General features: G+C 40.9%; 9 protein-coding genes, 1 tRNA gene and 1 pseudogene. 7 read left to right on the top strand and 4 right to left on the bottom strand.

Annotation, left to right across the window (positions count from 1 at the left end):
- Positions 1-425: 425 nt before the first annotated feature.
- Positions 426-2,339 carry a sigma 54-interacting transcriptional regulator gene (locus ACFPU1_RS06265; protein ID WP_385939522.1) on the bottom strand — a complete coding sequence of 638 codons (1,914 nt, stop codon included), beginning with the start codon at positions 2,337-2,339 and terminating at the stop codon, positions 426-428.
- A 358-nt stretch (positions 2,340-2,697) separates the two neighbouring features.
- Between ACFPU1_RS06265 and ACFPU1_RS06260 the strand changes: the two are divergent.
- The 3 genes and pseudogenes from ACFPU1_RS06260 to ACFPU1_RS06250 all read left to right on the top strand — a co-directional run.
- Positions 2,698-3,453, top strand: a pseudogene (locus ACFPU1_RS06260) (5-dehydro-4-deoxyglucarate dehydratase); the annotation flags it as partial.
- Between the two features lie 77 nt (positions 3,454-3,530).
- Positions 3,531-5,066 carry a galactarate dehydratase gene (garD, locus tag ACFPU1_RS06255; RefSeq protein WP_385939520.1) on the top strand — a complete coding sequence of 512 codons (1,536 nt, stop codon included), beginning with the start codon at positions 3,531-3,533 and terminating at the stop codon, positions 5,064-5,066.
- 457 nt (positions 5,067-5,523) lie between these two features.
- Positions 5,524-7,242, top strand: a complete 1,719-nt coding sequence (locus ACFPU1_RS06250; RefSeq protein ID WP_385939518.1) for an ABC transporter ATP-binding protein — start codon at positions 5,524-5,526, stop codon at positions 7,240-7,242.
- 190 nt (positions 7,243-7,432) lie between these two features.
- On the opposite strand, the gene glnA is transcribed toward ACFPU1_RS06250, so the two are convergent.
- Positions 7,433-8,788 (bottom strand): type I glutamate--ammonia ligase, encoded by a 1,356-nt coding sequence (gene glnA, locus ACFPU1_RS06245; protein WP_385939516.1) that lies wholly within the window; start codon positions 8,786-8,788, stop codon positions 7,433-7,435.
- A 304-nt stretch (positions 8,789-9,092) separates the two neighbouring features.
- Between glnA and ACFPU1_RS06240 the strand changes: the two genes are divergently transcribed.
- Positions 9,093-9,632: a hypothetical protein gene (locus ACFPU1_RS06240; protein ID WP_385939514.1), complete on the top strand. Its 540-nt coding sequence runs from the start codon at positions 9,093-9,095 to the stop codon at positions 9,630-9,632.
- A gap of 147 nt (positions 9,633-9,779) precedes the next feature.
- Here the strand turns inward: ACFPU1_RS06240 and ACFPU1_RS06235 are convergent.
- Positions 9,780-9,855, bottom strand: a tRNA-Val gene (locus ACFPU1_RS06235).
- 148 nt (positions 9,856-10,003) lie between these two features.
- On the opposite strand from ACFPU1_RS06235, the gene ACFPU1_RS06230 reads away from it, so the two are divergent.
- From ACFPU1_RS06230 to ACFPU1_RS06220, 3 genes are all read left to right on the top strand, one after another.
- Positions 10,004-11,152: an amidohydrolase gene (locus ACFPU1_RS06230; RefSeq protein ID WP_385939512.1), complete on the top strand. Its 1,149-nt coding sequence runs from the start codon at positions 10,004-10,006 to the stop codon at positions 11,150-11,152.
- Between the two features lie 335 nt (positions 11,153-11,487).
- Positions 11,488-12,615, top strand: coding sequence for a mechanosensitive ion channel family protein (locus ACFPU1_RS06225; protein WP_385939510.1), 1,128 nt, complete (start codon positions 11,488-11,490; stop codon positions 12,613-12,615).
- 66 nt (positions 12,616-12,681) lie between these two features.
- Positions 12,682-13,248, top strand: a complete 567-nt coding sequence (locus tag ACFPU1_RS06220; protein WP_385939508.1) for a manganese efflux pump — start codon at positions 12,682-12,684, stop codon at positions 13,246-13,248.
- Between the two features lie 14 nt (positions 13,249-13,262).
- Here ACFPU1_RS06220 and ACFPU1_RS06215 read toward each other — a convergent pair whose 3' ends face one another.
- The gene (locus ACFPU1_RS06215; RefSeq protein ID WP_385939506.1) at positions 13,263-14,186 is read right to left on the bottom strand and encodes a S66 peptidase family protein; all 924 of its coding nucleotides are present in this window, start codon (positions 14,184-14,186) and stop codon (positions 13,263-13,265) included.
- Positions 14,187-14,245 lie beyond the last annotated feature (59 nt).

The following is a 14,245-nucleotide window of genomic DNA, read 5'->3' as shown; positions in this document are numbered from 1 at the left end:
GGAATGTGAGGTGGAAAATAAAGAAAAAAAGCGGTGGGGGAAGAAATGAAGGTATGAACACCGCTTACATAAACAATGTTTTCGTTTTCATTGCTTTTCACGGTTTTTGCTTAATGGAAATAATAGGAGGATAATAAAGATATTCCATTAAGAAAGAAGGGTAATAAGATGAAAAGATTATTATCTCATATCATTGATATTATTAATGAAACGGTTGAGCTGAAAAGAGAAGCTGATCAATTGGTTGAGAAAAGCAAAAACCTTTAATGTGAAGAGAAAAGGTTAGTTTATTATATAAGGACACCATACTGTTACTGAAAAAACCTCAAATGAAGACTCTTGGTGAGTCCTTTTGAGGTTTTTTGCTTATAGAAGAGCAGAGCTAGGATGGGCAAATAAAAGAATTGTAAATTTTAGAAGATGTATTAATATGATTTTTTTACTTCAATGTTATATTTGTTTAGTTTTCGATATAAGGTGCTTCGATCAATCTGTAATAGCTTAGCGGCCTGAGATATATTGGAGTTGCACCTGGTTAAGGCTTCAACAATCCTGTCCTTTTCCGACTCAATGTCAGTGAGGCTTGATACGTCATTGTTTACTAGGTCAAATTCGTTTCCCTCTAAATATTTTCCAATTTCATAGTCGGTGATGGATTTTTCTTTCGCTATCACTGTAAGTCTTTCAATAAAATGGCCCAGCTCCCTGACATTTCCCGGCCACTGATATTCTTTGAGCTTTTCGAGACCTGATGGAGTGATAGTAACTTCTTTATTGTGTTGTTTCGAATAGAACGATAAGAAATGCTGGCAAAGATCATTCACGTCAGTTTTTCTTTTCCGTAAAGAAGGTATATTTACAGTTAACACTTTCAATCTATATAACAGGTCCTCTCTAAATTCCCCTTCGTTAATGAGCTTTCGTAAATTTTTATTAGTAGCTGCAATAATTCGTACATCAATAGGTAAGTACTTATCATCCCCCAGGCGCATGACCTGCTTTTCTTGAAGAACGCGAAGCAATCGACTTTGCCCGTACTGATCCATTTCAGAGATTTCATCAAGAAAGATTGTTCCCTGGTGAGCCATTTCAAACAAACCAGGCTTCCCTTTTTTGGAAGCTCCGGTAAAAGCCCCTTCTACATAACCAAACAGTTCACTTTCTAGCAAGTTTGGAGGCAGAGCAGCACAGTTTATGGCGACAAAAGGACCGTTCTTTCGTGAGCTGCTATTATGAATACTTTGTGCAAATAACTCTTTTCCGGTCCCCGTTTCCCCTGAAATTAATACAGTAGTATCCACTGCAGCTATTTCTTTGGCAATTCTCTTTGTTTCTTTTATTTCCTTTGAACTTCCTATGAGATCGGAAAAAACATACTTTGCATCAAGCTTCCTTTTTGTCACTTGATTTCTAATCTTTGCTTCCAGTTCTTGAATTTGCGTGATGTCCTGAAAGGTAATCATTGCCCCAACAATATGGTTATCTACAATAATCGGTGCCATATTGCATGTTAGCCAGACATTTCTAAACTGGATTACCTGACCGATGGATTCGGTCCCTTTCGATAAACACTCATCAACATCTAGAAAGTTAAGGGAGCTATCAAATTCTTTTCCAAGGACGTTTTCTGAGGAAATATGTAGTAGGCGCTCAGCAGTAGGGTTAAATACGTTGACGATTTTCTTGCGATCGACACTGATAATTCCTTGTACTGAATAATCAATTAAAGCTTTAAACTTTTGGGAGCGTTCTTTTTCTATTTTTCTGGCCAGCAATATTTTTTCAGCTTCCAACAAAGCTGATTGAATGGAATAGTCGCCGGAAGTAATACGAATGGTCTTGAACCCTTGTTTTTCTGCCAAAATAGTAGATTTAATACCTCCCACGACGATATCAACATTGTTAGCAGGAATATTTTTAATCTTTAAGGGGATATCCTCTGGTTTTTCTATTGGATAGATAGACAATTTTATATCTAAAATGTCGGAGAGAATTTCAATGTCATAAATCATATTTTGAAAGGCTAATATCGCCACTTTGGGTGTAAAGCTATTAGATAGTTGTTTTGCTTCATGAAAAACCTGGGCTAAATCTTGCCCTGTTATGGGCACTTCTACGATAGGTACATTGATGTTCAATTCTTTTAGTAAGCTTGCGGTTCCTCCTCTGCAAACAATTACGTCTGTTTCTTCGTGTTGAAGTTTCCTGGCAAGTCGGACTGCTCTGTTTAGTCTGGCTAAGTATATAGTAGTCTTTTTTTCGATCCCAAGTTCACGGATAATTTTCTTCCCTTGAATATATAGATGCTTATCCGGTGCAATAAAAGCGATTTTCCCCACCCGAATGGCTCCCTTCCTAAAGTTAGAATTATGCAACAATTGTAGCACAAATTCCTACAATCGGTGTGGTGAAGTGGTGGAGTCTCATGTAAAGGTGCTGAAATATCAAAGTTTCACAGAGTTGAAACTTGGCATGGTATTTGCATTATATCTAACTACACAATTTGAGCAGGGTTGTGAATGAATAAATCTTAATAAGAGGTGCTGCTGGTATGGAAGAAAGAAACAATAAGTCTCCGAAAGGAATTTTAGGGTTTCCTGTAACCCCTTTCAGAGAACGTCGATATGTGGATTTTCCTGCCTTGGAAAGGCTGTTTTCGTGGCCTGCGGCGCTGGTGAATTTCAGTCCATAACAGAAGAAGAGTACTGTAACATGGTGGAATTGGCAGTGAAGACAGCCAAAGGAAGAGTGCCTGTGTACACAGGGGTAGGGGGGAACATCGAATTAGCATTAGATCATGCTAAGGTTTCAGAAGAATTAGGAGCGGATGGATATTTAATTCTTCCCCCATATTTAATTGAGGGAGAACAGGAAGGCATGTACCAATACTATGAAACCATTATCAGTAGTACAAGCCTAAATGCCATCATGTACCAAAGAAATAACGCAGTCGCGAATTTGGATACGGTTACAAAGCTAGCTGAACTTCCACAGCTCGTTGGCTTGAAAGATGGGGTTGGCAATATGGAATTGAATTTTGAACTGACCCAGCACTTAGGGAACCGCCTCGAATGGATGAATGGCATGCCGCTCGCAGAAGTGACGATGCCGGCGTATTACCCCTTAGGATTTGACTCGTATTCATCTGCGATATCCAATTACATCCCGCACATTTCACGGTTGTACTTTGATTCCTTGGTAAAAGGTGATACGGAACAGGTTAATGCCTTGTACAAAGAAGTCATTCTTCCAATCAATGAGATCAGAAATCAAAAGAAAGGATATGCTGTTTCCTTAATCAAAGCAGGGATGGAGATTGTTGGTTTGCCAGTAGGACAAAGTGTCAGGCCGCCAGTGATTCCTGTAGAAAAAGAACATTACCAGCAATTAAAGAAGATTATTAACAAAACCCTAGAGAAATATCCTAAAGAAGAACACCAAGGGCTCGTTTAAGAGTTACTATCATTAGTACTGTTTCTTTCATCTTGTAGTAAAAAGCAACAAAAAAAGCTAAAAAGGAGACGATATTTATGTCTAAAAATATACACTCAACAGAAGCCCCTTTATATATAAAAGTAAACGATAAAGATAACGTGGCAATTATAGTGAATTCAGGCGGCTTGCGTGAAGGGGCATCTTTTTCCTGTGGTCTTGTATTAAAAGAATATGTGCCCGAAGGTCACAAAGTAGCCTTATCGGACTTAAATGAAGGGGAACCTATCATTCGGTACGGGGAAGTGATTGGCTATGCTGGGCAAATGATTGAAAAGGGAAGCTGGATCCAGGAATCACTCGTGGTGATGGCAACGCCACCCAAGCTCGATGAGCTGCCTATATCCAACAATGTGCCAGACCCTATGGAGAAGCTTGAAGGATATACTTTTGAAGGGTATCGAAACGAAGATGGATCAGTGGGGATAAAAAATGTGCTAGGAATTACGACCAGTGTCCAATGTGTAACTGGAGTGTTAAATTATGCTGTAAAGCGAGTGAAGGAAGAGATTCTTCCGAAATACTCCAACGTCCATGATGTCGTCCCTTTAAACCATAACTATGGCTGCGGGGTTGCTATCAATGCACCTGAAGCAGACATTCCCATTCGAACGGTTCAAAACATTGCCATACACCCTAATTTTGGAGGAGAAGTTTTAGTTGTAGGTTTAGGATGCGAAAAACTTGCCCCAAACAGAATAACTCCAAATAGCAGTACTGATGATATCGTTTCTTTGCAGGATCAAGCAGGATTTACCAATATGGTACAGACCATAATGGAAATGGCAGAAGAACGTTTAGAGAAGTTAAATCAACGTAAACGGGTCACTTGCCCAGTATCAGATTTAGTAATTGGAATGCAATGCGGCGGAAGCGATGCGTTTTCAGGTGTCACAGCAAATCCGGCTCTTGGATATGCTTCCGATTTGTTAGTCCGGGCGGGAGCTACTGTTTTATTTTCAGAAGTGACCGAAGTGCGCGATGCTGTTCACTTATTAACGCCTCGGGCGGCCAATAAAGAAGTAGGAGAAGCAATGATAAAAGAAATGAAATGGTATGACGACTACTTGCAAAGAGGAGAATCAGATCGCAGTGCTAATCCATCACCCGGTAATAAGTTAGGTGGGCTTACCAACGTAGTGGAAAAATCACTTGGTTCGATCGCAAAATCAGGAAGCAGTCCTATCGTTGATGTGTTGTCCCCAGGTGAAAAAGCTACAAAAAAGGGATTGAATTTTGCTGCTACACCAGCGAGCGACTTTGTGTGTGGAACGCTCCAATTAGCTTCAGGTATGCATTTGCAGGTCTTTACAACAGGACGGGGAACGCCTTACGGTTTATCCATGGCACCTGTAATAAAAGTATCTACTCGAAATTCCTTAAAGGAGCAATGGAACGATTTAATGGATGTGAATGCAGGGACAATTGCTACGGGAGAGGCGACAATTGAAGAAGTAGGATGGGAAATTTTTAATCTCATCATCGATATTGCCAGCGGCCGCAAAGAAACATGGGCTGACCACTGGGGGATACACAATGATTTAGCATTGTTTAATCCAGCACCCGTTACTTGACTCATGTATTACTAAATTAAAACATTCATATAAGATAAAGAGAAAGGGGGGCTAAATTAGTACCCCTGTTTCTTCTGGTATAGGGATTATAAGTAGTAATTTTCCTCGTGGCTTTTTACTGATGAAGTGAAACATATGTTGAAGGGGAAGGTAGTCTATGAAGAGCGTTCTACTGATGCAGAAACCGAATGGGCTTAAGTTGGTCATCTGTCCGGTGCAAAAAGTTGACATAAGATCGATTTTTGGAGCATATACTGTAGGTTTAGGATGGAAACTTTCATGGTTAAGCAGAATTGTACAAAGTCGTTCGATATAATAAATGTTTATTTAGTTCAGTTCTCGGTCACAAAGAACCAATCGCTCGTAGAAAACTTTTTTTGATAATGATTTTCATTTTCACTACCGTTCTCGTTCTCTTTTCTGCTATGATAAAACAGATAAAGGGGAGGAGATAAAAATGTTAAAAAGGTTTATCCGTTACTATAAGCCTTATAGAAAACTATTTACGGTGACCTTTATCTGTGCCATTTTAGTAGCTTTGCTTGAGCTGGCCTTTCCGCTAATTGTAAATTATGTTGTTGACACTCTGCTTCCTGGTGGTAATTTGTCAGTGATTTTGTGGGCCAGTGCAGCATTGTTTTTTATCTACATATTAAACTCGGGTGCTCATTATCTTGTCACCTATTGGGGACATCGCCTTGGTATTAATATTGAAACTGATATGCGTGCAGAATTGTTCGAGCATGTGCAGAAGTTATCGTTTACTTACCATGATAACAATAAAACCGGCCATCTTCTCTCAAACTTGACCAATGATCTCTTTGAGATTGGAGAGGTAGCTCATCATGGGCCTGAAGATATTTTCATTGCTCTAATGACATTTATTGGCTCTTTTTCTGTCATGCTTTATATCAATATAGAGCTTGCACTGCTGACATTTCTAGTCGTGCCATTTCTCTTTTTCATCGTTGTGTATTGCAACCGGAAAATGTCTCGGGCAATGAAATCTATGTTTGTCCGTATGGCAGACTTTAACGCCCGGGTAGAAGATACGATCGGAGGGATCCGTCTTGTTCAAGCTTTTGCCAATGAAAGGCATGAGCAAAAGCTGTTTGAAAAAGATAACTTGAAATTTAAGGAAGCCAAAGTCTTGTCCTACCGTATTATGGGAATTAACAACTCACTCAGCTATATGATGATGCGGATCATGACTCTGTTCGTTCTGTTGTGCGGCGCCTATTTTATTGTACAAGGAACTCTTTCGATTGGAGATTTCATGGCGTTTATACTACTGACGAACGTTTTTTTCCGTCCGATTGAAAAAATTAATGCCATTATTGAAAGTTATCCGAAAGGTTATTCCGGGTTCAAGCGGTTTCTCTCATTAATGGACACTGAGCCGGATATACAAAACCATCCACACGCAAAGACGATGGAACAGGCTCATGGTGATATTACGTATGAAAACGTCGGCTTCGGTTATGATGAAAATCGTCCTATTTTGAGCGACATTGACCTTTCGATTCAAGCAGGAGAGACCGTTGCCTTTGTCGGTCCTTCTGGAGCGGGGAAAACAACGCTCTGCAGCCTGCTTCCGCGTTTCTATGAAATTCAGGAAGGCAGTATCCGGGTAGATGGAGTGGATATTCGTGATATCGAAATGTCTTCCCTTCGCCGGCAGATCGGAATTGTCCAGCAGGATGTATTTATGTTTTCCGGAACCCTCCGTGAAAACATCCGGTATGGGAAACTTGATGCCGAAGACTGGGAAGTATGGGAGGCTGCCCGGCGGGCGGAGCTTGAAAGCTTCATTCAGGGTCTGCCGGATGGGCTTGATACTGTTGTCGGCGAACGAGGGGTAAAGCTGTCTGGGGGACAAAAACAGCGATTATCGATCGCACGGATGTTTTTAAAAAACCCGCCAATTTTAATTCTTGATGAAGCCACATCCGCACTCGATACAGAAACAGAAGCTTCGATCCAGCGTTCTCTATACGAACTGGCCGAAGGACGGACCACACTTGTTATTGCACACCGTCTTGCTACCATACGCCATGCAGACCGTATTATTGTCGTAACTGAGAAAGGAATCGAAGAACAGGGAACGCATGACGAGCTGCTCCTTTTAAACGGCCATTATGCTGGCCTGCATAAGGCACAGCATGTCTTTGTGTAAAGGGAGGCTTATCAGGCAGAAAAAGTCACATGTCTGGTGTAGTAAGAGAGTCTTACCGAACTGAGGAAAGTCATTTTTCAAGATGCTATCTATTCTATCATTTCATAGACCTTTCGCTGAAAAGAATGATAATACTAAAACAACCATGGCTTCTTACGGGCCATGGTTGTTGTGTTTTATAGTAATGACATTAAAACTTAGCTTGGTATTTGCTGATCTCCCAATCATGCACTGTAGTCCGGAAATCATTCCATTCATCACGTTTTAACTGTAAATACTCGTTGAACACATGCTCACCTAATGTATTTTTGCCGATTTCTCCTTCTTCTAGGGCAAGAAGGGCAGATTCAAGGTTTGTTGGCAAGTTGTCAATCCCTCGCTCTGAAAGTTCCTGTTCAGTCATGCTGAAAATATCGTCAACGGTTTCTTCTCCTGGGCTGAGCTCTTGCTCGACTCCGTCTAAACCAGCAGAGGCTACCACTGCAAAAGCAAGGTACGGGTTTGCTGAAGGGTCCGGGCAACGGATTTCTACCCGTGTTCCAGCTCCGCGGGTTGCAGGGATGCGTACAAGGGCAGATCGATTGGAAGCAGACCAGGCGATATAGCAAGGCGCTTCATAACCAGGAACAAGTCGCTTATAAGAGTTTACAAGAGGGTTGGTGATCGCCGCGAAATTTTTTACATTATGGATTAATCCGCCAATGAATTGATAAGCCGTTTCAGAGAGCCCCTGCTCAGCTTGATCATCATAAAATGCATTTTCGCTCTTTTCTAAATCAAAGAGGGAGAGGTTGATATGCATACCGTTTCCGTTTGCCCCGCCAATTGGCTTTGGCATAAAGGATGCATGATAACCAAACTGCTTAGCAACTGTTTTTACTACCCATTTGTATGTAGTTGCTGCATCTGCTGAGCCAAGAGCATCTGCATATTTAAAGTTGATTTCGTGCTGTCCTTCAGCTACTTCATGGTGAGAAGCTTCAATTGTAAAATCCATTTGTTTTAGTGTACGATAAATTTGAAGACGTACTTTTTCTCCCTCATCGAAAGGGGAAGGCTCAAAATAGCCGCCAACGTCCTGGGTCTGCATTGTTGGAAGTCCTCTTTCGTCAGTTTCAAACAAGAAGAACTCCAATTCCGGCCCGACACTGATCGAGTAACCACTATCAGCAGCTCGTTCTACTGTTTTTTTTAATACATTTCTTGGGTCTCCCTCAAAATCAGATCCGTCCGGATTCGTAATGCTGCACAAAAAGCGTGCTTCTGAATATCCTTCCTGTTCCGACCACGGTAACACTGCAAAGGTATTTAAGTCAGGCTGCAAATAAAGGTCAGATTTATTTATCGTAGAAAAACCGGTGATTGATGAGCCATCAAACATTGTTTTTCCTTCTACTACGTCGTCAATTTTTTCCGCAGTTACTGTTACGTTTTTTAAAGACCCTTCGATATCCACAAATTGCAAGTGCAAAAGATCTACATTTTTCTTTTCAATTGTCTCTTTAATTGCTGCTACTGTTGGTTCTTGTGTTAAAACAATACTCATTTTATAACACTATCCTTTCACATATAATGTAAACTTAATTAACATCGGCTGTTATATGTAATCTTAAAGACTATAAAAAATGTTTGCAACGACATTGTGAGATAATCTAACATAGGTTTTTCATTTGAGAAGGATAACAGTACCAAATGAAAGTGGCACAGTGATGTTCAGTATGGGGGATTCTCCCCTCGTCCATTTCGTCAACAGGGATATTACAAATAACTGTTCCTGGCTCCTGGCTTTCAAGAGGATATAGTATAAAAACTGATTGTTTGGGAAGAGCTGTAGGCAGGAGGTGGCGTATATGTTCCAAGTCATTAATGGTGATGTATATTTACATGGCGGGGCCTTAAAAAAAGGATCAGAGAGGCCTGATGTCACAGAAAAGCAGATCATCCCTGTCTTTTGTCTGGAGGCAGGAAAGCATGAATATATAGAAGTGATTGACTTACCAGACAACATTGGTTTTGAGTGGATTTATCCTGCCGACAGCCTTACTATACAAAAAGCAGATTCTTTATACTTTTATAAACAGGCGAGAAGTTTATACGTGGTGTATGAAGAAACTTTCCGCAAAAAGGGTTGGGATGGACCGATTAATATTTCACAGACTGTTCAGGAAGTATCAGAGCAGGTGCAGCAATCGGGTGAATTCCAAATGCTTATGCTGGATATCGATGAAGAAGATGATGAGACGTTATTAATCTTTCACACCATTCTTGTAGGAGAAGGGAACCTTATGAGAATTCGGGAAATGATAGAGAAAAGGATACAAAAAATGTTCTTTAAAGCGGAACGGAAAATAGCCATGGAGGTTATTGAAAAAGAAGAGAATACAGGATGAAGAGACAGGGGAAACCTGTCTTTTTTCATTAAGTTAACGATCGATTGTTTGATGGACCATGAGGGTTGCGAGGAAGTCCTAGTAACTCAGCTTAGTTTTAAAAATAAAAACACCCCATGGAATCCAAGGGGTTGAGTAGTTTATGTATGGTGTCCCGTACTGGTCTCGAACCAGTGACCTCCACCCTGTCAAGGTGGCGCTCTCCCAACTGAGCTAACGGAACGTGTTAGGAATATCTGCGACTATTATAATTTACAATGTTCCTTAATTGTTGTCAATATGTAATAACTTTTTCATAAGAAAAAAGAAGAGGTGTGTATAATATCTATTTAGGAGAACGAAACACATTCCGAAAAGAAAGGCGTGGTTTGGTGAAAACGGCGTATACCAATGCTGTCATTATAAATGGTGAAGGAACAGTGGATGGAAAAGATACACTAATTGTTAACGGGGAAATGGTCCAGGGTATAATTTCATCAGCAGAAATTCCTGCTGACTATGAAAGAGTTGATCTGAACGGACGTTACATAACGCCAGGCTTAATAGATGTCCATACACACCTGGGAGTGCATGAAGAAGGAGTAGGAAAGCCGGGAGCGGACTTTAATGAAACAAGCGATCCCGTGACACCGGCTGTGCGTGCTATCGATGGGATTAATCCGTTAGAAGAAGGATTTGAGCAGGCAAGACAAAGCGGTGTGACCACTGTGCAGGTGATGCCAGGAAGTGCCAATGTCATTGGCGGTGAGATGTGTACGTTAAAGACGGCAGGAACGATTGTAGATAAAATGGTCATCCAAAGTCCTTCCGGAATGAAAGCTGCGTTTGGGGAAAACCCAAAAACTGTCTATGGTTCCCATGGAAAAAAGCCTGTAACACGAATGGGAATCGCTGCAGCCTTCAGGGAAGCATTTATTCAGGCGGATAATTATATTCGCAAACAGGATAATAGTGAAGTAAGGGAGCGCAGCCTTGGGATGGAGCAGCTGGCAAAAGTCCTTAAGAAAGAAATCCCTCTTCGGATTCATGCTCATAGGGCAGATGATATTGTCACAGTACTCCGTTTAGCAAAGGAATTTGATATTAGCCTTACACTTGAGCACTGTACTGATGGCCACAAGATTGCTGAATATATTGCTGAGCATGAAGTAATGGTATCTGTCGGACCAACAATGTCTTCAAAATCGAAAGTAGAACTTGCAGATAAAGGCTGGCATACGTTATCTGAGCTTGATAAACATGGGATCTGCTATTCTATTACAACGGACCATCCAGTTGTAAACATCGAATATTTAATTACTTCAGCGGCCAAAGCAGCAGGAACAGGCCTTTCAGAAGAAAAAGTGTTTCAAAGCATCACAACGAATGCGGCAAGACACCTTGGAATTGAAGATCGGGTAGGTTCACTGGAAGCTGGAAAGGATGCAGACTTTGTTATTTGGAGCAATCATCCTTTTCATTACATGAGCCAGGTGGAAGCGACCTTCATTAATGGAGAGAAAGTGTATGAGCGAACCTAGAAAAGGATACTTCCTTATTTTAAATTCAAAAAATATATGATGTTCCGCATAACAAAAACAGCGATCCTCTTCTGGATTCGCTGTTTTTTATTACATATTGCTAGTTATATGTAGTCACATTGGATTATAGAAAAATTGAAGTAGGTATCAGTCTGAGGTAACAATCTGAAACCACTGCTCCTGGCCAGAGATTACTTGCAATAAATACCGGGAAAAGAAGAAGGGGCTCATGATATATCAGAAATAGTAAAATTGTGGGTTAGCAAAGCTTAAATAAGCATGATACGATATACTATGCTTACAGGAATCACTGAATGGAAATAGGAGGCACACCAGTGAATGTATGGAATGATATACAATCGTTTTTTATAAATCTCCCATGGGTAGATATTGGGATTGCTGTGTTAATCTTTGTTCTTATCTATTTATTTAGGGATTTATTTACTAAATACTTATTTCGTTTGATTATCAAGCTCTTCAGCAAAACGCCGACGCCGTTATTTACAAATTTACTATTATCCTATGAAAAACCGCTGCGCTTTTTCTTTTCTGTGCTAGGGATATATGTGGCTTTGATATATCTTCCTCTATCACCAGGCTTAATGGAAACCGTAACTACCATCTACCGTTGTTTAGTGATCATCACGATCGGATGGGGACTGTATAATTATTTTTCAACCAAGTCGTATTTGTTTACGAATATGGCAAAGAAAATTGATGTGGGCGAAGACAGTATGATGGTGCCCTTCCTGTCCAAGCTCTTTCGTTTTATCATTATTGCCTTGACACTTACTGTCGTGGCCTTTGAGCTGGATTACGATATTAACGGCTTTATTGCCGGTCTTGGTCTTGGAGGGCTTGCCTTTGCTCTTGCTGCTCAGGATACCATTGGAAACTTTTTTGGCGGTATCATTATTATTACCGAGCGTCCATTTAAAAAGGGTGATTGGATTCAAACACCAACCGTCGAAGGTTTTATCGAGGATATATCGTTTCGAAGTACCAAGGTACGAACCTTTGAAGATTCTCTTGTTACTGTTCCGAACTCCACTCTTGCCCATGAACCCATTACCAACTGGAACGAGATGGAGGTTCGGCGTATTGATTTCACAATTGGAGTAAAGTATTCTACTCCAAAAGGAAGACTGCAAAATTGTGTGGCAAGAATTGACAATTACCTTCAGTCTCACCCACAGATAGATAAAGAACTAATTCTGGTCCGCTTTAGTGACTTCGGACAGTCTTCTTTAAATATCTTTATCTATTTCTATACCATTCCTACCGGATGGGTAGACTGGTATAATATTAAAGAAGAAGTCAACTATAAGATTATGGATATACTAAAAGAAGAAGGAGTAGAAATTGCACTGCCCAGCCAAAATCTTTATATTAGCAGTGAGGAAGAAGAGAAACTCCTTTTACACAATAAAAATAACACTGAAATTTACACATCAGATAGGTAAAAACCCGGTGACAGCACCGGGTTTTTTCTGCGATCATCATTTACGGATAGGAGTCGAACGTTTCCCATGGCTTTACTTTCAATTATCATGCTGGCGATAGCTGTCTCTTTGGACAACCTTACCGTTGGCACAGCTTATGGCATAAGGAAACTGCATATCCCGCCGTATTTTCTCGGGGCCATCGGCCTTATGGCTTTTGGAGCCTGTTTGATAGCTGGCATATTTGGTGAAGGGCTTCGTATGCTGCTTCCCGATAGAGGAGTTTCCATGCTGAGCGGCCTTTTATTTATAGTGATTGGTCTATTTAGCCTTCGTGACATATACAGGAGTCATGCTACGGAGCATACAAAAGGTGAAAGTGAAGCACCAGAACACCAATTATCTGATTGGAAGGAAGGACTGTTTCTGGCCTTTGCATTATCTCTTGATGCATTGGGGGCAGGAATTACGGCGGCTATTTTCGAGTATTCATTGCTGCTGACTTCAGCAGTTGTGGCGGTATGCAGTGTATTGTTTTTTGTACTAGGTGAAAAAGCTGGTTTTTTCCTCATTCGAATCAAATGGATGAAGCGGCTGAGCTTTTTGCCAGGAATACTTCTAATCGGTCTCGGAGTGTACCAATTTGTCTCATAGGAAGTTCGGCCTTCCTAGATAGAAACCGAGGGCTCGGTAACGGTTAGAGTGTTATTTATGGTATTAAGATTTACTGTGGCTCCAACTGGTATGGCCGCTTTATACGTACCATGAGCTGTAGCGAGGTTGGTCATTAATGGTTTTCCGTACGGAGCGATGATGCTGGTAATTAAATCATTGTACGTCTCTCCATAGGAAACCGGGCAGTTTGTGCATTCTCCCATTACGATTCCTAAACAGTCGTTAAATTTACCTGCCATCGCAAGTTGAATGAGGTGCCGAAAAACGATAGTGGTAGGAGAATTTATTTCTTCCAGAAATAAAATTTTGTTGCTGGTATCAATTTCATAAGGAGTACCAAGAGTGTTGACAATCGAGGTTAAATTTCCACCAACCATTGGTCCTGTGACATTCCCGGATATAAGGCTGATCAGCGGCATGCCCGGAGGATTTAGGATGGGTCTAGGAGCTGTAAGAGTAGAAACGGCCTCAAAAAATTGATCATAATTATAGGCTGGAGTGCCGGGGCGAAAATCAATAAGGAGCAGGCTATGGAAGGTAACGAGATTGCTGAATTGATACAAGGCATTCAGCAACACCGTTATATCACTATAGCCGCTTATAATTTTAGGGTTATTTGCTATAAAGTTATAGTCGAGAAAAGGAAGAATTGTCTGTACGCCAGTCGTCCCTCTTGTAGGGAGGATCATATCCACTTCTGGGTTAGCAAACATGTTCATGAGGTCTTCGGCTCGTGCTTCAGCAGGAGCAGCGGTGATCCCTTCAAAGCTATAGACATATTGTCCAAAGAGAACGTTAAATCCCATATCTGTGAGAAACTGTGCCCTTTCATTCGTTAAAGCAGCATCCTGAGGGCTGCCTAGGGTGACAAGGCCGATTGTGTCACCCGCTTGTAGAAGGGGAGGTCTGATTGCCATTTGAATACTCCTTCCCATGACCCGTGATGAAACGTACCCTTTTCATCCTATTTTGTAAA

It is taken from the genome of Thalassorhabdus alkalitolerans, from assembly GCF_042656525.1.
Classification (GTDB): Bacteria; Bacillota; Bacilli; order Bacillales; family Marinococcaceae; genus Thalassorhabdus; species Thalassorhabdus alkalitolerans.
Note: the sequence above shows the minus strand (reverse complement) of the source record. Positions and strands in the feature narration are given on the sequence as shown.